Genomic DNA, 19,239 nt, shown 5'->3' with positions numbered 1-19,239 from the left:
ACTTTGGTACCGGATTCCAGGGGTCCGAGTGGCGCTAGGGTCCGGAGGGTCATCCGGCCCGAGGCGGAGGTTCTGCGATGTTCCTGTTCGAGTTCGAGGGCGCGCGCCCGCAGGTGCACGCCGAGGCGTTCGTGGCGGCGACCGCGACGCTGATCGGCGACGTGACCGTCGAGGCGGGCGCGTCGGTCTGGTACGGGGCCGTGCTGCGCGGCGACTTCGCGCCGCTGGTCGTCCGGGCGGGGGCCAACGTCCAGGACGGCTCGGTGCTGCACAGCCCGCCCGGGATGCCCTGCGACATCGGGCCCGGCGCGACGATCGCCCATCTCTGCGTGGTGCACGGCGCCACGATCGGCGCGGAGGCCCTGATCGGCAACCACGCCACCGTGCTCGACGGCGCGGTCGTGGGCCGCCGCGCGATGGTCGCGGCCGGGTCGCTGGTCCCGGCGGGCCGGACGATCCCGGACGAGGTCGTGGCGATGGGCAGCCCCGCCCAGGTCAAGGGCCCGCTCGCCGGTTCGGGCGCCGAGCTGTGGGTCGATCTGAACCCGGCCGCCTACCAGGACCTCGCGCGCCGCCACCGCTCGGGGATCGCGCCCGTCGCCCCGTCCGGCGCCCAGTTCCGCACGGAGTAGCCGCCCGTCACGGCCTAGGCGAACGCGGTGTGGGCCAGCCAGTGGTCCAGCAGGGCCCGCTCCCCCGTCACCTTGACGGCGGGGTCGTCCGGCGGGAGGCGCCGCGAGAACACCCGCAGAACGTCCGCGACCGGGCCCGACAGCACCACGTCCGCGCCCGCGTCGCCGCGCCGCCAGGCGGGGCCGTCCGGTGTGCGCGTGATCAGCCATCCGTCCTCGACGTCGTCCGCCCGCAGCAGGAGGGTCTCCCCGTTGCCGCTCAGCTCGGCGTGGCGTGCCGGGTTCACCCGCGCGACGGCCGGGTGGGTGAGCAGTTCGAGTCCCTCGCCGAGGGTGTCGGCCGCCAGGTCGCGCGGCACGGTGAACGGCCGGTCCGCCGTGACGGCCGCGTCGGCGAGGTGCACCAGCGTGTCGTGCAGGATCCGCCGCACCCAGAAGGCGGCGGGCAGCGGGCCCAGGAACGTCCACACGACCGTCCCGGGCCCGGTGGCCTCGGTGGCGTCGGCCATGCTCGCCGCGCCCTCGCGCAGCCAGGGCGTCCACATGGCCGGGTCGATCCGCGCGCTCGGGCGCGGATGCGAGGGGAAGTCCGTCGTGCGGCTCCGGACCAGCTCGCTCGTCCAGTGGTGCGCGTTCCCCACGTGCTCGACCAGGTCGTGCAGCGTCCAGTCCGGGCAGGTCGGCACGCGCCGTCCCGGGTCGATCCCGGCCGTGATCGCGGCGAAGTCCTCGGTCACCTCGATCAACCCGGCGGTGTGGCGCTCCACACTCAGTGTCCCCATGCTCGTTTCCCCTTGTTCGCGCATGTTCGTAACGTAGGAACTCCACCCGGGTGGAGGTTCAAGTGACTGTGACCGGTGTCACACACGGCATTGGGGAACTGGCGAGGCTGACGGGCGTCCCGGTTCGGACGATCCGGTACTACAGCGACGAGGGCCTGCTGCCCGCCGTCCGCAGTTCGGGGGGCCACCGCCGCTTCACCCCGGAGACGGCCGAGGCGCTGCGGCTGATCCGCCGCCTGCGCGGCCTGGGGCTCGGGCTGCCCGCGATCGCCCAGGTGCTGCGGGGCGAGCGCGCCCTGGCCGAGGCCGTCAGCGCCGAGCGCCGGGCCCTGGACGTCGAGCTGTCCGCCCTGGCCTGGCGTCGCGCGTCGCTGCGCGCGGTGGAGGAGGCGGACCCCGCCGACCGGGCCGCGCGCCTGGACCTGCTGGCCTCGGTCGAGCACGGCGACGCCGCCCGCCAGGCCGTCGCCGCCTCGATGCGGCGGCTGTTCATCGTTCCGGTCCCCGAGTCGCAGCGCGAGGGGTTCATCGCGCTGGCCGCGCCCGACCCGCCGGCGGACCCGACGCCGCGCCAGGTCGTCGCCTACGCGGAGCTGGTCGCCCTCACCGGGAACGGTCCCCTGATCCCGAAGCTCCGTGCCAGGGGCGAGGTCAACCGGGCCGAGTATCGGACGAGAGCACGTTCCTGGCGGGCCTGACCGAGGCCTACGCGTTCGCCGCACCGGCCGTCGAATCGGGTCTGCGGCCGCGTCCCGGCAAGGAACTGGACCGTTTCGTCGAGGCGCACGCCACGGGCCGGGGCAGGCGGGACACCCCCGCCTTCCGGCGCCGTCTGGTGCCTCTTCTGGCGCGCGACCAGGACGCGGACGTCCTGCGCCTGTGGCGCCTGGTGGGTGAGATCACCGGACGGACCGCCACGCCCGGCGCCATCAACACCTGGTTCACCAGGGCCCTGGACCTGTCGCTCTAGGACGGCGACGACCTGAGCCCCAAGCGCTCGGGCACTTGGGGCACGATCAACCGGGCTGAGGAGTTAAGGAAATCGAGGGGTACGGGCCCGAAGGTCCCGGCCATTGGGTGCGGGGGCGGGAACCCGCACCCGGGGTCACGACGCCCCCGCAAGGAGCGCCATCGACCGACGACGAGGTCAGGGCCCCGCCCGGGGGCTTCCGGGGGACGGCCCCCGGGTAAAGACGGCTACAGCTTGAACAGGCGGCTGAATGGAGCGACGATACGGACCTTTTGCGTGCCGAAGTCAACGAGGACGGCCTGGGCGCCCTCGACCTCGACGACGCGGCCAAGACCGTACTTGTCGTGTGTCACCTGGTCCCGCACGTCGAACACCTTCGCCGGCGGGGCAGGACTTGGGGGCTTGAAGGGGCTGGTGGGCAGGTGGCGCCGTCTGGCGGCGTGCGAGGATTCCATTACTCCCCAGTATGCGCGTAATCGTTCGGCCGTGGGGACAATTCCCGTTGCCTTACTCCAGGTCGCGGGCGGTAGCCGCCTGTGAGGCGGCCGCGAGGCGGTGGTTCTCTGGAGGTCCGCCACCTCCGCCGGAGGAAAAGCGTCGACAGTTGCAACTGTATGCGATATCAGAGGCCGAAGCAGCGGATGCCCGGAGATCCGGCCGCCCCGCCGCGCCCCCCGTACGTGCCTCATGACGAGGCAAAACGGCCTCCCGGGCGGGTATCAGGCGGCTCCTGACCGGCCCGCGAACTGGAATCGGAACGATACGAACACGCGACCTGGGACGCCGATTCTGAGACCGTGCGAGCGATGGACGGCGTGTCGGCGCGGCGAATCCTGGCCGGGAGCCTGGTGCTCCTGGCCCTGCTGGGGCTCGCCTCGTGCGGCGCGGACGTCGAGAAGCCGAGCCCGGTCGCCCGGGTCCGGATCGCGGTGCTCGCCGACGGGAGCGCCGAGGTCGACCTCTTCGCGGCGGGGAAACTGAAGTCCGACGCCGAGGTCCGGGCGCTGGCCGGACGGGTCGCCGAGCAGGCGTTCCCGGAAGCCTCGGGCACGCGGGCAAGTACCGAGACCAGCCGGGGCCAGCCGTTCGCCCGGGTCGTCGTGACCCGCGCCTACCGTCCGGCCAGGACGGTGTCCCTGAACCTCGACACGGCCGAGGTCTGGCGCCAGTTGAGGGCGCGTGGATTCACCGAGGTGACCTTCAAGGTGCTGCTCCCGTCCGTCCCGGCCACGGTGACCTCGGGCCGCCTCTCGTCGCGACTGCGGGACGACCGGCCGCCCCAGCCCGTCCGGGTCGTGATGAAGCCCGAGCCCGCACGCTGGACCGCCGCCATAACGCTCCCGGTGGCGGGCGCGCTCTTCGTGACGCTGGCGTTCTTCGCGCGGCGCCGCCCCCTGGCACTGCCAGCGGCCCTGGCGGCCGTCGTCACAGCGATCATCGCCGTCACGAAGTCGGCGGGCGCCCAGGGCGACAACCTCGGCGTCGCGGGCGTGCTCGAGGGCCGCCCGCTGGAGGTGGCCACCATCGCCCCGCTCGCCGCCGTCGCCCTGGCGCTTCCCGCCCTGATGCTGCTGGCAACGGCGGCGCTCCGATGGCACGAGCCCGCAAACCGCATCGAGCCAAGACCAACTGGCACCGGAGTCTTCTGGTAGCGCGGTTAGCGTGGGATGGCGCCGAAGACTTCGATGTAGGAGTGGGAGCCGGTGGCGTCCTCGTAGCGGCCTACCGCCCACAGGGAGCGGGTACCCGGGACACGCGTCAGGTGCCAGGAGCGGATCGGGCCCGGGTGGGCCCCTCCCCGGGTGAGGGTCCACTTCGCGCCGTTCCAGTGGGCGTAGCGGGTGGACGACGTCGACGCGCTCCGGCCGGGGAACGCGCCGGTCAGGGCGACCCACACGCCCCCGTGGCCGTCGCCAGCGACGCCCGTGGCGAAGGTGTCGCTACCCGGGACGCGCGGGGCGTGGACCCAGGCGCGCTTGACGTAGCGCATCACGACCGCCCGGCTCGGGCTCTGCCCCACGGCCCACAGCTGGCCCCCGGGGATGGCGACGATCGAGTGGAGCCTGCTGGAGCCCGGGGTCGCGGGGGTCTTCACCGTCGACCACTTCTTGCCGTTCCAGTGCTGGATCAGCGGCTGGTCGGCGGTGCCGCCCAATTGGTAGCCGGCGGCCCAGACGTTGTTGGACCCGAACGAGGTGAGCGACTGGACGTAGTGCTGCTTGGCACCGGACGCGGGCGCGCTCACCCGGGACCACTTCTTACCGTTCCAGTGGACGTAGTAGGCCGATTCGAGCTGGCCCCCCGCGATCCACACGTCGTTGCGGGAGACGGCCTTGGCCGTGACCCACGTCCCGATGGACGGCCGGGGCAGCTGGTAGGGGCGCGTCCAGGTCTTGCCGTTCCAGCGGGACGCGCAGGGGGTCTCGGACTGGCCGGAGGCGAAGACGCAGTGACCTGCCACCCAGACGTCCGAGCCGGACGTCCCGGTGACCGCGAGGGCGGCGAACGAGTCGCGCCGGGGACCGGCGACACGCGTCCACTTCGTCCCAATCCAGCGGAGGATGACGGTCTGGTCGGCCGCATAGACCTTGCCGACGGCCCAGGCGTCCCGCTTGCCGAACACGGCGACGTCGGTGAGGAGGTTCTCGCCCTCGATTTTCGGGAGCGGCACGGGACGCCACCCCGGCGCGGCGGCGTCCGCGCCGGCGGGTGTGACCGGCAGTGCCATGACGAGGGCCGCCCCCGCGGCCGTTCCGGCGATCCTGAACCTTCCCATCGAAACCCCCAGTTGATCGACTTCTCACTCATTCGACGGTTCAGGACGCGTCGAGGTTGTCCGCGCGACCGGCCCCTTCGCGGCGCGGGGCGCCGGTGCGCGGGGAGACGAGGACCAGGACCCTCATCCGGCATTCCCGCACCATCCGCCCCGGCTTTTTGTCAGAGGTCCAATGACATGAATTCGCACTACCTTGGAATGGCGGCGAAACAAGTGGTTTGCCATTTCCATGGCGCCGGGCACGGCGATGGAGGTTCCATTCCGACCTCGCGCAGGGTTCGTCGCCGCGACGGATCGTCACCGGGGCGGACCGTGCGTCGTGGCCGCCCGGCGCACGCCCTTTCACCAGGCGATGTGGCGTGCATCACAGCGGTCACGATCGTCGCGCGGGTAAACCCGAAGTCAACGGAGAGCGTCTTCTGTGCGAATTACGACGATGCTGGATCGCGATCCTCGGGTGAATCATGAAATTTCTCGGTACCACTGCGGGTTTGTCCGCATTTCTGGTGGTGGGTCAGACCTGCCTCGCGTTCGCGCCCGCGCGGGCCGCGACCGCGGCGGTGGCCGAGCTGCCCCACCGGTTCGTGATCGCCCATCGCGGCGGGGGCGCCTTCCTCGCGCCGGAGAACACCGTCGCGGCCTTCGACCGGGGCGTGGCCGACCCGGCCTCACACATGCTGGAGTTCGACGTGCTGGTCCTCAAGGACGGTGCCGGGGCGGTGTGGCACGACACCACCCTCGACCGCGTCTCGACCTCCAGCGGGCGGGTCGCCGACCTCGACAGCGCGGCCTTCAAGCGGCTGGTCGTCGACTCCCGCTCGTGGTTCGGGGGCAGGGCGTCCAACAGCCACCCGCTGCTCCTTGAGGAACTGCTCGACCGCTACGCCGGGCGCAAGCTGCTGCTCGCCCATCCCAAAGACACCGCGGCCATGCGGCTGACCATCGACACCCTCACCCGCCGCGGGCTGAAGGACGCGGTCCAGATCCAGACGTTCTCCCGCTCGGACGCCGTCCTGGCGCGCGAGGCCGGGTTCACCGTCCAAGTCATCGTCGGAGGCGCGCGGCAGGCCACCGTCGACACCCCCGAAGCCATCAAGGCCGACGGCATCGGCCGTGTCTCCCTCTGGCAGGGCATTCCCGACGCCACCATCCGCGGGTACGTCGCCGCCGGGCTGGTCGTCGTCGGCTACGACGTCAACCGGCAGTACCGCCGCGCCCAGCTCCAGGCGCTGGGCGTCCGGGGGTTCGACAGCGACGATCCCACCTTCATCAGCGGCGACACCGCCCGCTATCGCCGTACCAGCGACCCGTTCGGCCACCAGACCTGGTGGCCCGGCCACCTCGGGCAGGCCCAGACCGCCGACCGGCTCGGCGTCCCGGACCGCGGCTCGTTCGCCGCGCCGAACTGGTGGAGCGTGCCGCGCGGCACCGCTCCCCTGTTCGTCCGGCAGGGATGGGCCGCGCCCGCCCCGCGCTCGTACGAGCTGCGCGTCTGGATGAAGTACACGGCCCTGGGCAGGGACTCGACCCGTTGGGGCGGCCTCTACTTCGCGGCGGCCCGCGACAGCGCCTACACCGACGCGGCGGCGGACCCCCTGCACGGCGGGTACTCGCTCATCCTGCGCCAGAACGGCCAGCTCCAGCTGTACCGCAAGGACGCCACCCGAACCGTCCTGCTCAAGACCATCAACACCCGCCGCCTGGCCACCGGCACCCTGGCCAAGCTCCAGATCAAGGTGAGCGGCGGCGGCATCTACATCCGCCGCTACGACGTCACCTCGTCCGGGGCCACGGTGAAGGACACCAGGCATCGCGGTGCCTACCTGTACCTCGGGCGGTCGGCCTCGTCCCGGCAGCAGGGGCCCGGCGTCGCCTTCCGCGCCACCTACAAGTAGGGGCGCTCTCCCCGTTAGGCTCGCGTCGTGGAATCGCCCGAGAACGAGGCGGATCTGCTGGTCAGGGCGCGGGCCGGTGAGGCGGAGGCGTTCGAGCGGCTGGCGGCGCGGTACCGCCGCGAGCTGGTCGCGCACTGCTACCGGATGCTCGGCTCGCCGCAGGACGCCGAGGACGCGGTGCAGGAGTCCATGCTCAACGCCTGGCGCGGGCTGGCCCGTTTCGAGGGGCGCAGCTCCCTGCGCACCTGGCTGTACCGGATCACCACCAACGTGTGCCTGCGCATGAGCTCGCGCCGTCCCCGCAGGCTCCTGTCCTCCGACTACGCGCCCTCTCTCACCGACACCGCCGACCTCGGGGAGCCGGTGCCGGGCCCGGTGTGGCTGGAGCCCTGGCCGGACGACCTGGCCGCGGACGAGCCCGGCCCCGCCACCAGCTACCAGCGCCGCGAGAACGTCGAGCTGGCCTTCGTCGCGGCCCTGCAGCACCTGCCGGGGACGCAGCGCGCCGTCCTGATCCTGCGCGAGGTGCTGGAGTACTCGGCGGCCGAGGTGGCGCAGATCATGGACACCACCACCGCCTCGGTGAACAGCGCGCTGCAGCGCGCCCGCAAGGCCGTCGAGACACGCGTCCCGCCCGTTCCCCAGCAGGTCGAGCTGGCGGCGATCGGGGCGGACGGGCAACGCGAGCTGCTCGACGCCTTCGTCGCCGCGTGGCAGCGGGCCGACGTGGACGGGCTGGTGGCCCTGCTGACCGAGGACGCCCGCTTCACCATGCCGCCCCTGCCCGCCTGGTTCGACGGCCGCGAGGCCGTGCGGCGCTTCCTCGTCGAGCGGATGTTCGCCACCCCCTGGCGGCTGGTGCCGCTGGGGTCCAACGGCCAGCCCGCCTTCGCCTGCTACCACCAGGACCCCGCCGACCTGCGGTTTCGCCTCTCGGGGATCACCGTTCTCAGCCTCCGCGAGGGGAGGGTCTCGGCCCTGTCCTCCTTCGTCGACCCCGCGCTCCACCCGGTGTGGGGCCTGCCGCGGGAGTTTCCGGAAAAGTTCCGCACGGACCGATGAGTCGGGGCGGCCGCGTGTCTCTCTCCCTGTGTAGCGTGCGAAAAGCGTGCGCTCCCGCGAAGGAGAGACCCGATGCGCAAGTTGATCGTCACCAACATCATCTCGCTCGACGGCTACTACGAGGGCCCCGGCGGCGACGTCATGGTCATGCCGTTCGACGACGCCTTCGACGAGTACAACGCCGAGCGCCTGCGCGCCGCCGACACGCTGCTGCTGGGCCGCGTCTCGTTCGAGGGCTTCAAGGGCTTCTGGCCCCAGCTCGCCGACGACGCCACCGTGCGGCCCGTCATCCGTGAGATCTCGCGGCTCAACAACGCCATCGGCAAGGTCGTCGTCTCCGACACCCTCACGCCCGAGGAGGCGGCGCCGTGGGACGAGGGCACCGAGATCGTCCCGCGCGACCGGGCCCACGCGCGCCTGGCCGAGATCAAGCAGGGCCCCGGCCGCGACATCCTCACATTCGGGAGCCGGACCCTCTGGAACGACCTGCTCATGACCGGGCTGGTCGACGAGCTGCACTTCATGATCGGCGCGGCCTTCCTCGGCGGCGGCACCCCCGTATTCGACGGCGCCCCGGCCTCGCTCACGCTGCTGGAAGCCCGGCCCCTGAACGACTCGCCCCTGGTCCTCGCCCGTTACGCGCCTGCCTGAGCCGAGCGGCTCGCCCCGGGGACGCTCAGGAGTCTCCCGTCCCGTCCCCGGGGAGCAGGGCGTAGAGGACGTCGTCCGCGCGCTTGCCGTCGGGGGCGGGGAGGCGGGAGCGCGTCACGGCCTCCCGGACGAAGCCCGCCTTCTCCAGGACGCGCTGCGAGCCCACGTTGGTGGGGTTGGTGCCGGCGATGAGGCGCTTGATGCCGACGTCGAACGCCCAGCCGGTGACCAGGCGCACCGATCGGGTGGCCAGGCCCTTGCCGCGGAAGGCGGGCACCAGGCTGTAGCCGATCATGGCCTGGCCGGTCTCCAGCTCGTTGTAGAGCCCGATGCCGCCGGCGAAGCCACCCGTATCGGCGTCGATGATGGCGAAGTCGGCGCGGTTCCCCGCCAGCCACTCGCTGGCCGCGTGGGTGCAGCGTCGCTCGATGTCGCGGCGGGTCCGGGTGCCGGGAGGCACCGACCACTGGGCGACGTCGGGAAGGTTGCTCAGCGCGAAGTCGGCGTCGATGTGCTCTGGGCCCAGCGGACGCAGGATCGCCACCCCGTCCGTGAGCTCGCCCCCCGGGAGGTCGGGCAAAGCACGCTGCGTGGGGCCGGGCGGGTCGCCCACCAGGCGTCCCCACACGACCTGGTCCTCGCGCGACGCGCCGTTGGACGCGCCGCCGCGCCGGATTCCCTCGCGCAGGAAGCCCGCCGCGAGGGCGACCCGCTGCGCCGGGGTGTTCTCGACCCCGGTGACGAGGTCGAGCCGCTCCAGGCCCTGGCGATGGGCCCACTCGGTGAACGCCCGCAGCGCACCCGTGGCCACCCCGCTCCGGCGCGCGGCCGGATGCGTCCAGAAGGTGATCTCGCCGGCGCCCTGCCCGGTGCCGCGCAGTTCGAGGGTGCCGACGACGGCGTCGTCCCGCTCGATGACGAACCGGCCGCCGGGGCCGGCGGGACGGAGCCTGAGCCCGCCGTCCGCGGGGATGATCTCGGACCGCATCGTCCTCCTCACGATCATGACGATCCTGCCATGATCACCCATGACGTCACCTGACATTATTCTCGGCTTGCGATGACGTCATTCGATGTCATGATGCGGTGATGGACCTGGCACCGTACGTCGACACGATCCGCCGCGAGCTCGCGGTCGCCGCCGAGGCCGGCGGCGAGGAGGCCCGCGCGCTCGCCGAACGCCTGACCTCGCCGCTGGAGTCGGCCCTGCGCCTGGCGCTGCTGGACGCGCTGTCCATGGCGGCCGACGAGATCACCCGCGAGCTGGCCCCGGGCTCGGTCGACGTGCGCCTGCGCGGGCGCGAGCCCGCCTTCGTCGTGACACCGGCGCCGGGCACCGGCGCGCCCGCCGAGAGCCACCAGCCCCCCGCCGAGCCCGACATCCGGCCGCCCGACCTCGACGAGGGCGGCGGCACCTCGCGCATCACGCTGCGGCTCCCCGAACACCTCAAGCCCCGCATCGACCAGGCCGCCGCCCGCGAGGGGATCTCGGTCAACGCCTGGCTGGTCCGGGCGGTGGCCTCGGCCCTCGAACCGTCCCGCCCGCGCGGCCCCTCGCCCACGTCGGGCCGGAGCCACACCGGCTGGGTCCGCTAGCCGCGCGCCCGCGCCGCTAGATCTCGATCACCACCTTCCCCGGCACGCCGGCCCGCTTGGCACGGAACGCCTCGCGCGTCTCGGCGAGGGGGTACACGGCACCGACCTGGGGGCGGAGGTCCCCCGCGTCCGCGCGGCGGGCCAGCTCGGCCAGCTGCGCGCGGTCCGGCTCCAGGATGAAGAACAGCGCCCGCCCGTTCTCGGGCCGCACGGGCGGGGGCGCGGTGATCGAGACCAGCGCGCCGCCCGGCTTCACCACCGTCGCCGACCGGGCGAGCAGGTCGCCGCCGATGGTGTCGAAGACCAGGTCGACCGGGCCGACCGCCTCCTCGAACACCTCGCGCTCCAGGTCGACGAACGTGCGCGCGCCCATTTCCAGCGCCGGTCCGGCGGCCCGGCCCCGTCCGGTGGCGATGACCTCCGCCCCCGCCTGGCGCGCCAGCTGGACGGCCAGGCCGCCCGTCCCGCCTCCGGCCCCGTGAACGACCACGGTCTGCCCGGCCTCCAGTCCCCCATGGACGAAGAGTCCCTGCCAGGCGGTCAGGCCCGGCAGCGGCAGCGCGGCCGCCTCGGTGAAGCCCAGCGACGCGGGGATCCGCACCAGGTTGCGCGCCTCCACCGCCACGTACTCCGCCGCACCCCCGTCGCGATGCCAGTCGGTGAGCCCGAACACCCGGTCCCCCACCTCGAAGCCGGTGGTGCCGTACGGGACCTCGCTGACGACCCCGGCCACCTCGTGCGCCGGAACCGAGGGCGTCCGGTCCCGTCCGGCGCGATCGGTCCACGTCCCGGGCCACTCCAGCTCGTCCGGAACGAAACTGGCCGCGTGGACCCGCACCACCACGTCCCCGGTCGAGGCGAACGGCATCGGGGCCTCCTCCAGGACCAGCCCCTCGCTGCCCCCGGCCGAGTGAATCCGCACTGCCTTCATTTCCGCACCTCTCCTCTAGGGTTCTTCTGCCAGGGAGACGACACACTCCACCCGCCTGTGACGGCCGAACCCCTGAGAAGAAGGAGCGCCACCATGCCCCTCGTCGACGTCACCTACCCGGCCGGGGCCCTGACGGTGCAGGCCCGGACCGAGCTCGTGGAATCGCTGACCGACCGGCTGCTGAAAGCCGAACGGCTCCCGGACGCCCCGCTCTTTCGCGGAATGACGTGGGTGTATCTGCACGAGGTCGCGGAAGACCTGGCGTTCACGGGCGGGCGTCCGTCCTTCCGGCTGGACGTCCGGGTCCTGGCCGGAGCCCTCGACCGGGACGGCAAGGCCGGCCTCATCGCCACGCTCACCCAGGCCGTCGCCGACGTCGCCGCGATCGACCCGCGCCGGATCTGGGTGATCATCCAGGAGGTCGACGAGGGGAACTGGGGCGCCGGTGGCCATGTCGCCACCTATGAGGCGCTGGCCGGGCTGGCCGCCGACTACGAATCCCGAGCCTGATCCAGCCGGGCGACCTGCTGGAGGAGGCCCCAGACGAAGTGGGCCACGTGCGGCTCGCCCTCGGGGCTGACGAAGGTCGTGTGCCAGCGGGACGGGACGTCGCCCGGCTCGTGCGCGACCTCCGCGAAGCGACCGTCGAGGTCTCCGGCGACGCACGACCAGGGCGTCAGGTCCTCGACGGACGCGAGCCGCGGCGCGGGCTCCCCGGCCGGGCGGACGAGCCATTCGTGCACGACGCCGCCGTCCGGGCCCGTCATGACCTCGAAGCGCAGACCGGGCCAGAGGGACAGCGGCCCCCAGGCGGCGATCTCGCAGGTGATGACGCCCAGCTCCCGTTTCCCCAGCTCCACCGGCGGGCCGAGCACGGCCTCGTAGCGACGGCGTCCGGCCGGGAACGCTCGCGAGCGGACGATGCGCTGCCAGCGCGCGTTCACCTCGCGCGTCTCGGTGCGGGAGGCGTCCAGCGTCCGCATCGCCGACTCGACCAGGGCGGGCTGGTAGTCGGCCATGCGGCGCAGCAGGACGAGCTGGAACTCCCGCCGGGCGAACCCCTTCATCCGACCCGCCTGAGCCCGAGCACACCAGGGATGACCGGATTCACCCGTCAAGAGTAGGCCGATCCCGGACCGTCTACTCGACGGTGACGATGGCGTGCATGCCCTTGGCCGCGAGGCGGACGCCGTCCTTGACGTCGTGCACCCAGGTGGTGACCGCGTACGTCCCGGGGGTGAGCGGCATCTGGACCACCGCCGTCCGGCCGGGGGTCAGCGGCGGGCTGCCGACCGGCCGTCCGGCGAACGGCGGCGGGACGGGCGTGCCGTTCTCCACGCCCTCGAAGAAGGCCTGGAGGTCGGCGCGGGTCGTCCCCGGCCGGACCGGGACGAAGATCGCCTCGTTGATCTGGTCCAGCCCGTTGGTCAGCAGGATCGGCGCGCCCGCCCGCACCCGGGACGGGACGCGGAAGGCCGGTGCCCCGGACGGCGTCCTGCCCATGCCCACCACCGTGTGCGGTGCCGGAGGACGTCCGGAGTGCCGCTCATCCGTCACGGTCAGCCGGTGCAGTCCCTCCGCGCCGGGCGGGTTCGGGGACTCGAACGCGAAGTATTCGAGCAGGTAATAGGTGCCGGGCCGCAGCGTGGTGGTGAAGGTCGTCGGGTTCCCGGCCTGGGCCAGGGCGCCGCCGAGCAGCTCGGCGTCCCGCATCAGGGCCCTGGTGCCCTCCATCGCGGTCGGCTTGTCCGGGGAGAACACCTTGGCCAGATGACCGGCGAGCGCCTCGGCGGCGACGCCGGGCCGGGGCCGGAGCAGCCCGATCGCGCTGCCCGTCCCCTCGGTGACGGTCGTGTTGACCCGGAACGACGTCCTGCCGCTGGTGGAGACCGACGGCGCGGCGAACCCGCCGGGGCGGGCCGCGACGTCGAGCACCGGGACGGACGGCGCCGTGACCGAAACGCCCGGGGGCGCCGTGGCCGCGAGGACGGGCTGTCCCGCGGCGGTGACGCAGAGCGCGGCCGTGGCCGCGAGAACGAGCGCGTGCTTTTTCATGGAATCGCCTATCGGAAAGGGACGAACGAGCTTCCGTGCCCGCAGGCTAGGGAGCCGGTTCGACGGTCCGACAGCGCCGTCGGATGTATCTCCGAAAGCCCGCTCTACCTCTCCGGACGCACGGCGATCACCCCCATGTCGTTGTCGCGGCGGGTGAGTTGGCGGGCAAAAACGGCTCAAAAACGTCTAAAGCCTTCTTGGGACGTGTCCGGAACACTGTCGGGGATCGCCACATGGGTCTCCGCAACGAAGGAGCGTCCCGTGACCCCCGCGCAACCCGATTCCCCACCCGCTCCCCAATCGGAAACGCCCGGTCCCGCACGAACCCGAGCCCGCTCCCGTCCCCGATCCACCACCCAGGTCCTGGCCGTCGGCCCGCCGGGCCCCCGCCTGGAACGCATCCGCCGGACGCTGCTGTCCGGCGGCCACCAGGTGCACCACGCCGTCCCCGGTGAGGTGCGCCGCCAGGTCCGGCTCTCCCAGCCGGACGCCGTCGTCGCCCTCGCCGGGCTGTCCGGCGGCGGCGAGGTCATCCGCGAGGTCCGGGAGGTCCCCGCCGGACGCGCCGCCCCGCTCGTCGTCGTCACGCCCGTCCCCGGGCCCGAGGGCGTGGTGGCCGAGCTGCGCAACGGCGCCGACGACTGCGTCGACGACGGCTCGGCGCCCGACGAGCTGCTCGCCCGCATCGAGGCCAAGCTGCGGCGCGTGCCCGTGCCGGTCGAGCACCTGCCCATGGACCTCAGCACCGGCCTGTACTCCCGTCCGCATTTCCTGGACGAGGTCGACCGCGAGCTCCAGCGTCCCGAACCGGGACGGCACGGCGGCGTCGTCGCCGTGGTCAGCGTCGCCGAGATGGGGGCGCTGGAGACCCGGCTCGGCCCGCGCGTCCGCCGCGAGGTGGCCGAGCGGATCGCCGGGGTCGCCGAACGGCTCGGCCGGGCCAGCGACCGCTTCGGCTGGGACGACAGCGGCCATCTGCTGATGCTGCTGCCCGGCGTCGACGAGGAGACCGCCCGGCACGACCTGCGGGTGTTCGCCGACGCCGTCGCCGGAACGCGCTTCATCGTCGCCGACGAGAACGTCCTGCTCACGCCACTGATCGGCTGGGTTCCGCTGGACGGGCGCGAGCGGCACACCGAGGCGCTCGACCGGGCCTTCGACGCCGTGTCCGAGGCCGCCAGGCACCGCGACCTGCGTCCGGTCCGGTACGCGCCGTGGATGCGCGGCGCGCCCCAGCGGCGGCGTCCGGGCAAGGCGCTGGCCCGCGCGCTGATGCCCGTCCTGTCGCCGGTGCTGATGCTGCTCCTGGGCGTCGGCGTGCCGCTGGCGGGCTACCTGGCGCTGCGCGAGCTGGGCTGGGACGCCGGACCGGTCATGTACTGGGCCGTCTCCGCCGCGCTGGTGATCGGCGCCGGTCTCGTCATGCTCGAATGCCTCTTCACGCTCGACTCGGTGCCGCGTCCCGGCGTCCCGTCGGCGCCCTACCCGCCCGCCAGCGCGGTCATCGCCGCCTATCTGCCGAACGAGGCAGCCACCATCGTCGACACCGTCGAGTCGTTCCTGCGGCTCGACTACGCGGGCGAGCTCGACATCGTCCTGGCCTACAACACGCCGGAACCGCTGCCCGTGGAGGACGCCCTACGGGAGATCGCCCGCCGCGACCCCCGGCTCGTGCTGCTGCCGGTGCCGGGCAGCACGTCCAAGGCCCAGAACCTCAACGCGGCCGTCACCCGAGTGCGCGGCGAGTTCGTCGGGGTCTTCGACGCCGACCACCACCCGCACCCGTACGCGTTCACGCTGGCCTGGCACTGGCTCTCCAACGGGTACGACATCGTTCAGGGCCACTGCGTGGCGCGCAACGGCGACAGCTCGTGGGTCGCGCGCATGGTCGCGGTGGAGTTCGAGGCGATCTACGCGGTCAGCCATCCCGGCCGGACGCGGATGTTCGGGTTCGGGCTGTTCGGCGGCTCCAACGGCTTCTGGCGCACCGGGCTGCTCGCCTCGACCCGCATGCACGGCTCGATGCTCACCGAGGACATCGACTCCACGATGCGGGCGCTGGACGCGGGCGCCCGCATCGCCATGGACCGCGAGCTGATCTCGCGCGAGCTGGCGCCCACCACGCTGCGCGCCCTGTGGAACCAGCGCTCGCGCTGGGCCCAGGGCTGGCTCCAGGTCTCGCGCGCCCATCTGCGGACCGCGCTGACCTCGCCGTCCTTCACCCGCCGCCAGCGGGCCGGGCTGCTCCTGCTGCTGGGCTGGAGGGAGGTGCAACCCTGGCTCACCCTCCAGATGCTGCCGATCCTGCTCTACACGATCTGGAGCGACGGCGGCGTCGACTGGGCCGTTCCGCTGTTCCTGCTGGCGACGCTCTTCACGGCGGCGACCGGGCCCGTCCAGGCGGCGTTCGCGTGGCGGCTGGCGGCGCCCATGGTGCGGCGCCGCCGCCGCTGGTTCGTCACTTACCTCGTCCTGTCGGCGGTGTTCTACGGGCACTTCAAGAACCAGGTCGCCCGCAGCGCCCACCTGAAGGAACTGCTGGGCGTGCGCCAGTGGCTCGTCACGCCCCGCGCGGCCAGGGCCGAGGAGTAGCCGGTGTCCATCTCCCCCAACGGCCAGGTCAGGCATCCACCCGAAGGGACGACCCAGGGCGGGCGCATGCGCGCCCTGGAGGGCTACCGCGGCCTGGCCGCGATCAGCACCGTCCTGTTCCACGTCTGGCAGCACTACACCCTGTACGGGCCCGAGGGCGCCCGGCCGCCGGTCACCGACCCGGTCCTGAAGGCGCTGCTGTCGTTCGAGGTCGTCGACCTGTTCTTCGTCCTGTCGGCCTACCTGCTGACGCTTTCGTACGCCCGCACCGCGATCGACCGCAAGCCCGGTCACACCGCCCGCTCGTTCCTCTACCGGCGGGCCGTGCGCATCCTGCCGCTGTACTGGTTCGCGATCCTGGTCGTCTGGTCGTCGCGCAACCAGGAGCTGCCCGGCGACTGGATCGACCTGGTCGAGCACCTGACCTTCGTCCAGGTCTTCGACGAGAAGCGGATCTTCTACACGATCGGCCCGGCCTGGTCGATGTCCCTGGAGATCATGTTCTATGGGGCGCTGGTCGTGCTCGGCCCGCTCGCCGCGCGGGCCTGCGCGCCGATCGAGTCGCGCCGCGACCGCGCGGCCCTCTGCGCGGCGGGCTGCCTGGCGATCTTCGCCGTCCCGGTGGCCTGGCTGGCCTTCGCCCGCTACGGCCTGCACGTCCCGCACACCGAATGGGCGTCGTACTACGGCCCGCAGGCCCGCTTCCACGCGTTCGGCGCCGGGATGTTCCTCGCCGTGCTCACGGTGGCCCTGAGCAAGCGGGCCCGCCTGGCGAAGAACCCCGCCACCGCGCTGCGCGTGGCCGCACCCTCCGCGCTGGTCGTCCTGACCTGGCTGGCCGACGATCCGGAAAGCGCCTTCGCCGTCTTCTACCACCCGATCTGCGCCGTCCTGTGGACGGTCATGCTCTACGCCACCGTCCACGCCCGGTCCGAGAGCCTGTGGCACCGCGCCCTCAGCGCCCGCTGGATCACCGGGATCGGCCTGGTCAGCTACAGCCTCTACCTCTGGCACGAACCCATCATGATCATGCTGGACCGGTCCGGCTTCCTGCCCGCCTACCAGTCGGGCTTCCCGCTGGCCGTGCTGGTGGTCCTGGCCGTCAGCCTCCCGCTGGCCGCCGCCAGCTACTGGCTCATCGAGTACCCGACCGCCCTGCTCCGCCGTCTGAAGACCCAGTCCCACCGTCCCCGCGAGTACTACCCCTACCTGTCGCGCTGAGGTCAGGCGGTGACGATCGGGGTGGTCTGCGCGAGGGCGATGCGCCAGGCGCCGTCCTCGCGGCGGACCACGTAGGTCATGTTCCCCTTGGCCGGCAGCGCGTTCTCGGGCGCGTCCTCGCGCCGGTCGTCCACGTGCTTGCCGACGCTCACCAGTGCGACGTCGCCGGTGACGTAGCGGATGTCCTCGACTTCCAGCGTGGTGACGACGTCGGCGAGCGGGGTGGCCAGCGCCGTGTTCATCGCCTGTTCGAGCGCGGGCTTGCCCAGCACCCGGCGCCCGGCGATGTTGACGACGATCGTCTCGTCGGTGTGCAGGGCGAGGAAGGGCTCCACGTCGGTCTGGTGGTCCTGCGCGTCCTGGACGAGCTGTTTGATGGCCTTGTCGTCGTTCACCGGAGCCTCCTGCGATCCCATAACGGAGCGACTTGCTCCGTTTACAACCTACTGCGGAGCGAATCACTCCGCAAGCGCTAGGCTGACCCCGTGAGCAGACCCGCCCGCAGGGCTCCCCGGCAGGCCGAGGCGGAGGCCAACGACCGCGCGCTGCTGCGCGCCGCCCGCGAGGTGCTGGCCGAGGACGGCGCCCACGCCTCGGTCGCGGCGATCGCGGCCCGCGCCGGGGTGGGGATCGGCACCCTGTACCGCCGCTACCGCACCAAGGACGAGCTGTTCCAGCGGCTGGTCGTGATCGTCCTGGACGAGTGGCTGCGCGCCGCCGAGGAGGCCCTGGCGATCGACGACCCGTGGGACGGGCTGGCCCACTACGTCACGTCGGCGGTCGCCCTCGCGCCCGGCTCGCTCGCGCCCGTGGCCGGGCTGATCGAGGTCACCGACGAGATCGCCGACCGCAACCGCCGCTCGGACGAGGCCGCCGCCGCCCTGGTCGCGCGCGCACAGAAGGCGGGCGTCCTCCGCCCCGACGTCACGGTCGTCGACCTCCACCTCCTGCTGGAGCAACTCGGCCGCTCACCCGCGATCGACCAGCTGGCCCGGCGGGGCCGCCCCGACCTGGCCGAGGCGGCCGCCAGGGCCAGGGACCGCGTGGTCGCGATCGCGCTGGACGGCCTTCGCGCGCCCGCCCCACGCCCCCTCCCCGGCGACCCGCCGAGCTACGACCTCTTCTCCGCCCGCTGGCAGCATTGAGCCCCTCAGTGGTGCCAGGGAAGCCGCACCGGGGACGCGGGGACGCGTCCCTCCAGCAGACGGGCCAGCAGCGGCGCCAGGCCGAACGGGTAGACGGTCTCGCCGGTCGAGTGCAGCTCGTCCAGCGACCACCAGCGATGCGCCGTGATCATGTCGCGCTCGTGCGCCTCAAGCCCGCCGAGGTCGACCTCGTGCGCGCCGGTGCGGTGCAGGAAGAAGTCGTCACGGAACACGCCCCGGGCCCAGCCGAGATCGGCATACCCGGACGTGACCGCCACCCGGGGACCGAGCTGATCGGGTGTCACCGCGAGCCCGGTCTCCTCCCGCAGCTCACGGGCGGCCGCCGCGTGCAGGGGCTCCCCCTCGTCCACGCCACCCCCGGGAGTGAGCCAGATGTGGCCCCCGTTCAGCCCGGGAAAACGGAACAGCAACAAGCGGCCCGCGCCGTCCACCAGCAGGACGCGGGCCGAGCGCCGCCGGTAGGCCCTCACGCGGTGACTTCGGAGTCCAGCCTGGTGAGCTGCTCGTCGTAGATCTTGCGCAGCCCCCCGGGCGCGAAGGTGCGCTCGAAGAACCCGCCGACGCCGCCCGCGCCGTCCCAGGTCGTCTCGACCTTCACCCGCGCCCCCTCGCCCTCGGGCGCGACGCTCCACGTCGTGACCATCGTCGAGTTGGCGTCGCGCTCCACCAGCGTGTGCTCGCGCGGCACGCTGACCGACACCAGGCAGTCGCGCACCCGCTTGCTGGTCGCGGCCAGCTTCCAGTGCACCACCGTGCCCTCACCCTGACCGCCCTCGCGGACCTCGTACTCGCTGAAGTGCTCGGTGAGCACCTTCGGCCGCGTCCCGGCGTAGTCACCGAGCGCCTCGAACACCTTCGCCGCGCTCGCGCCGACCGTCTTCTCCGCGGAAACCCTGATCTGACCCATGAG

The 19,239-nt window shown here is 72.7% G+C and carries 22 protein-coding genes; 12 read left to right on the top strand and 10 right to left on the bottom strand.

Translation table 11 applies throughout. From position 1 onward, the window contains the following. Positions 1-77: 77 nt before the first annotated feature. Positions 78-632 (top strand): gamma carbonic anhydrase family protein, encoded by a 555-nt coding sequence (locus ACQPY4_RS08880; protein ID WP_433334335.1) that lies wholly within the window; start codon positions 78-80, stop codon positions 630-632. 14 nt (positions 633-646) lie between these two features. Here the strand turns inward: ACQPY4_RS08880 and ACQPY4_RS08875 are convergent, their stop codons facing one another. Beyond that, the gene (locus ACQPY4_RS08875; RefSeq protein WP_433334333.1) at positions 647-1,414 is read right to left on the bottom strand and encodes a maleylpyruvate isomerase family mycothiol-dependent enzyme; all 768 of its coding nucleotides are present in this window, start codon (positions 1,412-1,414) and stop codon (positions 647-649) included. Positions 1,415-1,476: 62 nt separating this feature from the next. On the opposite strand from ACQPY4_RS08875, the gene ACQPY4_RS08870 reads away from it, so the two are divergent. Both ACQPY4_RS08870 and ACQPY4_RS08865 read left to right on the top strand, forming a co-directional pair. Further along, positions 1,477-2,112, top strand: a complete 636-nt coding sequence (locus tag ACQPY4_RS08870; RefSeq protein WP_433334331.1) for a MerR family transcriptional regulator — start codon at positions 1,477-1,479, stop codon at positions 2,110-2,112. Between the two features lie 137 nt (positions 2,113-2,249). Next, entirely contained in the window at positions 2,250-2,384 is a 135-nt protein-coding gene (locus ACQPY4_RS08865) for a hypothetical protein (RefSeq protein ID WP_433334329.1), read from the top strand. Between the two features lie 227 nt (positions 2,385-2,611). On the opposite strand, the gene ACQPY4_RS08860 is transcribed toward ACQPY4_RS08865, so the two are convergent. Next, positions 2,612-2,839, bottom strand: coding sequence for a hypothetical protein (locus ACQPY4_RS08860; RefSeq protein WP_433334327.1), 228 nt, complete (start codon positions 2,837-2,839; stop codon positions 2,612-2,614). Between the two features lie 342 nt (positions 2,840-3,181). Between ACQPY4_RS08860 and ACQPY4_RS08855 the strand changes: the two genes are divergently transcribed. Beyond that, positions 3,182-4,036 carry a hypothetical protein gene (locus ACQPY4_RS08855; RefSeq protein WP_433334325.1) on the top strand — a complete coding sequence of 285 codons (855 nt, stop codon included), beginning with the start codon at positions 3,182-3,184 and terminating at the stop codon, positions 4,034-4,036. Between the two features lie 5 nt (positions 4,037-4,041). On the opposite strand, the gene ACQPY4_RS08850 is transcribed toward ACQPY4_RS08855, so the two are convergent. Further along, positions 4,042-5,160, bottom strand: a complete 1,119-nt coding sequence (locus tag ACQPY4_RS08850; RefSeq protein ID WP_433334323.1) for a hypothetical protein — start codon at positions 5,158-5,160, stop codon at positions 4,042-4,044. A 491-nt stretch (positions 5,161-5,651) separates the two neighbouring features. Between ACQPY4_RS08850 and ACQPY4_RS08845 the strand changes: the two genes are divergently transcribed. The 3 genes from ACQPY4_RS08845 to ACQPY4_RS08835 all read left to right on the top strand — a co-directional run bounded on the left by ACQPY4_RS08845 (position 5,652) and on the right by ACQPY4_RS08835 (position 8,768). Next, positions 5,652-7,055: a glycerophosphodiester phosphodiesterase gene (locus ACQPY4_RS08845; protein WP_433334321.1), complete on the top strand. Its 1,404-nt coding sequence runs from the start codon at positions 5,652-5,654 to the stop codon at positions 7,053-7,055. A 27-nt stretch (positions 7,056-7,082) separates the two neighbouring features. Next, positions 7,083-8,117 carry a sigma-70 family RNA polymerase sigma factor gene (locus ACQPY4_RS08840; protein WP_433334319.1) on the top strand — a complete coding sequence of 345 codons (1,035 nt, stop codon included), beginning with the start codon at positions 7,083-7,085 and terminating at the stop codon, positions 8,115-8,117. Positions 8,118-8,189: 72 nt separating this feature from the next. Further along, positions 8,190-8,768 (top strand): dihydrofolate reductase family protein, encoded by a 579-nt coding sequence (locus tag ACQPY4_RS08835; RefSeq protein ID WP_433334317.1) that lies wholly within the window; start codon positions 8,190-8,192, stop codon positions 8,766-8,768. A 25-nt stretch (positions 8,769-8,793) separates the two neighbouring features. On the opposite strand, the gene ACQPY4_RS08830 is transcribed toward ACQPY4_RS08835, so the two are convergent. Next, complete coding sequence (locus ACQPY4_RS08830) at positions 8,794-9,756, bottom strand: GNAT family N-acetyltransferase (protein ID WP_433334315.1); 963 nt, start codon at positions 9,754-9,756, stop codon at positions 8,794-8,796. Positions 9,757-9,857: 101 nt separating this feature from the next. Here ACQPY4_RS08830 and ACQPY4_RS08825 point away from each other — a divergent pair, with 101 nt between their 5' ends. After that, positions 9,858-10,364 carry a toxin-antitoxin system HicB family antitoxin gene (locus ACQPY4_RS08825; RefSeq protein WP_433334313.1) on the top strand — a complete coding sequence of 169 codons (507 nt, stop codon included), beginning with the start codon at positions 9,858-9,860 and terminating at the stop codon, positions 10,362-10,364. A gap of 16 nt (positions 10,365-10,380) precedes the next feature. Here the strand turns inward: ACQPY4_RS08825 and ACQPY4_RS08820 are convergent, their stop codons facing one another. Beyond that, positions 10,381-11,295 carry an NADP-dependent oxidoreductase gene (locus ACQPY4_RS08820; RefSeq protein ID WP_433334311.1) on the bottom strand — a complete coding sequence of 305 codons (915 nt, stop codon included), beginning with the start codon at positions 11,293-11,295 and terminating at the stop codon, positions 10,381-10,383. A gap of 93 nt (positions 11,296-11,388) precedes the next feature. Between ACQPY4_RS08820 and ACQPY4_RS08815 the strand changes: the two genes are divergently transcribed. Further along, entirely contained in the window at positions 11,389-11,805 is a 417-nt protein-coding gene (locus tag ACQPY4_RS08815) for a tautomerase family protein (RefSeq protein ID WP_433334309.1), read from the top strand. Here ACQPY4_RS08815 and ACQPY4_RS08810 read toward each other — a convergent pair. Next, a complete protein-coding gene (locus tag ACQPY4_RS08810) occupies positions 11,787-12,362 on the bottom strand; it encodes a hypothetical protein (protein WP_433334307.1) in 576 nt (191 codons plus the stop codon). The two genes, ACQPY4_RS08815 and ACQPY4_RS08810, sit on opposite strands and share 19 nt — an antisense overlap. A gap of 73 nt (positions 12,363-12,435) precedes the next feature. After that, positions 12,436-13,350, bottom strand: a complete 915-nt coding sequence (locus ACQPY4_RS08805; RefSeq protein ID WP_433334305.1) for a hypothetical protein — start codon at positions 13,348-13,350, stop codon at positions 12,436-12,438. 261 nt (positions 13,351-13,611) lie between these two features. Here ACQPY4_RS08805 and ACQPY4_RS08800 point away from each other — a divergent pair, with 261 nt between their 5' ends. Next, complete coding sequence (locus ACQPY4_RS08800; protein WP_433334303.1) at positions 13,612-15,942, top strand: glycosyltransferase; 2,331 nt, start codon at positions 13,612-13,614, stop codon at positions 15,940-15,942. Positions 15,943-15,945: 3 nt separating this feature from the next. Next, positions 15,946-17,163, top strand: a complete 1,218-nt coding sequence (locus ACQPY4_RS08795; RefSeq protein ID WP_433334301.1) for an acyltransferase family protein — start codon at positions 15,946-15,948, stop codon at positions 17,161-17,163. 2 nt (positions 17,164-17,165) lie between these two features. On the opposite strand, the gene ACQPY4_RS08790 is transcribed toward ACQPY4_RS08795, so the two are convergent. Next, a complete protein-coding gene (locus tag ACQPY4_RS08790) occupies positions 17,166-17,558 on the bottom strand; it encodes an SgcJ/EcaC family oxidoreductase (protein ID WP_433334299.1) in 393 nt (130 codons plus the stop codon). A 90-nt stretch (positions 17,559-17,648) separates the two neighbouring features. On the opposite strand from ACQPY4_RS08790, the gene ACQPY4_RS08785 reads away from it, so the two are divergent. Further along, positions 17,649-18,308 carry a TetR/AcrR family transcriptional regulator gene (locus tag ACQPY4_RS08785; RefSeq protein WP_433334297.1) on the top strand — a complete coding sequence of 220 codons (660 nt, stop codon included), beginning with the start codon at positions 17,649-17,651 and terminating at the stop codon, positions 18,306-18,308. Positions 18,309-18,313: 5 nt separating this feature from the next. On the opposite strand, the gene ACQPY4_RS08780 is transcribed toward ACQPY4_RS08785, so the two are convergent. Beyond that, positions 18,314-18,799: an NUDIX hydrolase gene (locus ACQPY4_RS08780; RefSeq protein ID WP_433334295.1), complete on the bottom strand. Its 486-nt coding sequence runs from the start codon at positions 18,797-18,799 to the stop codon at positions 18,314-18,316. Beyond that, entirely contained in the window at positions 18,796-19,236 is a 441-nt protein-coding gene (locus ACQPY4_RS08775; protein ID WP_433334293.1) for an SRPBCC family protein, read from the bottom strand. The genes ACQPY4_RS08780 and ACQPY4_RS08775 overlap by 4 nt, the downstream gene beginning before the upstream one ends. Between the last annotated feature and the right edge of the window lie 3 nt (positions 19,237-19,239).

The sequence above is a fragment of the Spirillospora sp. CA-294931 genome (assembly GCF_050946795.1).
In the GTDB taxonomy this organism is placed as follows: domain Bacteria; phylum Actinomycetota; class Actinomycetes; order Streptosporangiales; family Streptosporangiaceae; genus Spirillospora.
This window is presented reverse-complemented; position numbering and strand designations above follow the sequence as displayed.

Bases quoted from the DNA above. Each gene is read 5' to 3' on its own strand.
- ACQPY4_RS08880 (WP_433334335.1), top strand. From the start codon at position 78: ATGTTCCTGTTCGAGTTCGAGGGCGCGCGCCCGCAGGTGCACGCCGAG.
- ACQPY4_RS08875 (WP_433334333.1), bottom strand. From the start codon at position 1,414: ATGGGGACACTGAGTGTGGAGCGCCACACCGCCGGGTTGATCGAGGTG.
- ACQPY4_RS08860 (WP_433334327.1), bottom strand. From the start codon at position 2,839: ATGGAATCCTCGCACGCCGCCAGACGGCGCCACCTGCCCACCAGCCCC.
- ACQPY4_RS08850 (WP_433334323.1), bottom strand. From the start codon at position 5,160: ATGGGAAGGTTCAGGATCGCCGGAACGGCCGCGGGGGCGGCCCTCGTC.
- ACQPY4_RS08835 (WP_433334317.1), top strand. From the start codon at position 8,190: ATGCGCAAGTTGATCGTCACCAACATCATCTCGCTCGACGGCTACTAC.
- ACQPY4_RS08830 (WP_433334315.1), bottom strand. From the start codon at position 9,756: ATGCGGTCCGAGATCATCCCCGCGGACGGCGGGCTCAGGCTCCGTCCC.
- ACQPY4_RS08825 (WP_433334313.1), top strand. From the start codon at position 9,858: ATGGACCTGGCACCGTACGTCGACACGATCCGCCGCGAGCTCGCGGTC.
- ACQPY4_RS08820 (WP_433334311.1), bottom strand. From the start codon at position 11,295: ATGAAGGCAGTGCGGATTCACTCGGCCGGGGGCAGCGAGGGGCTGGTC.
- ACQPY4_RS08815 (WP_433334309.1), top strand. From the start codon at position 11,389: ATGCCCCTCGTCGACGTCACCTACCCGGCCGGGGCCCTGACGGTGCAG.
- ACQPY4_RS08810 (WP_433334307.1), bottom strand. From the start codon at position 12,362: ATGAAGGGGTTCGCCCGGCGGGAGTTCCAGCTCGTCCTGCTGCGCCGC.
- ACQPY4_RS08805 (WP_433334305.1), bottom strand. From the start codon at position 13,350: ATGAAAAAGCACGCGCTCGTTCTCGCGGCCACGGCCGCGCTCTGCGTC.
- ACQPY4_RS08775 (WP_433334293.1), bottom strand. From the start codon at position 19,236: ATGGGTCAGATCAGGGTTTCCGCGGAGAAGACGGTCGGCGCGAGCGCG.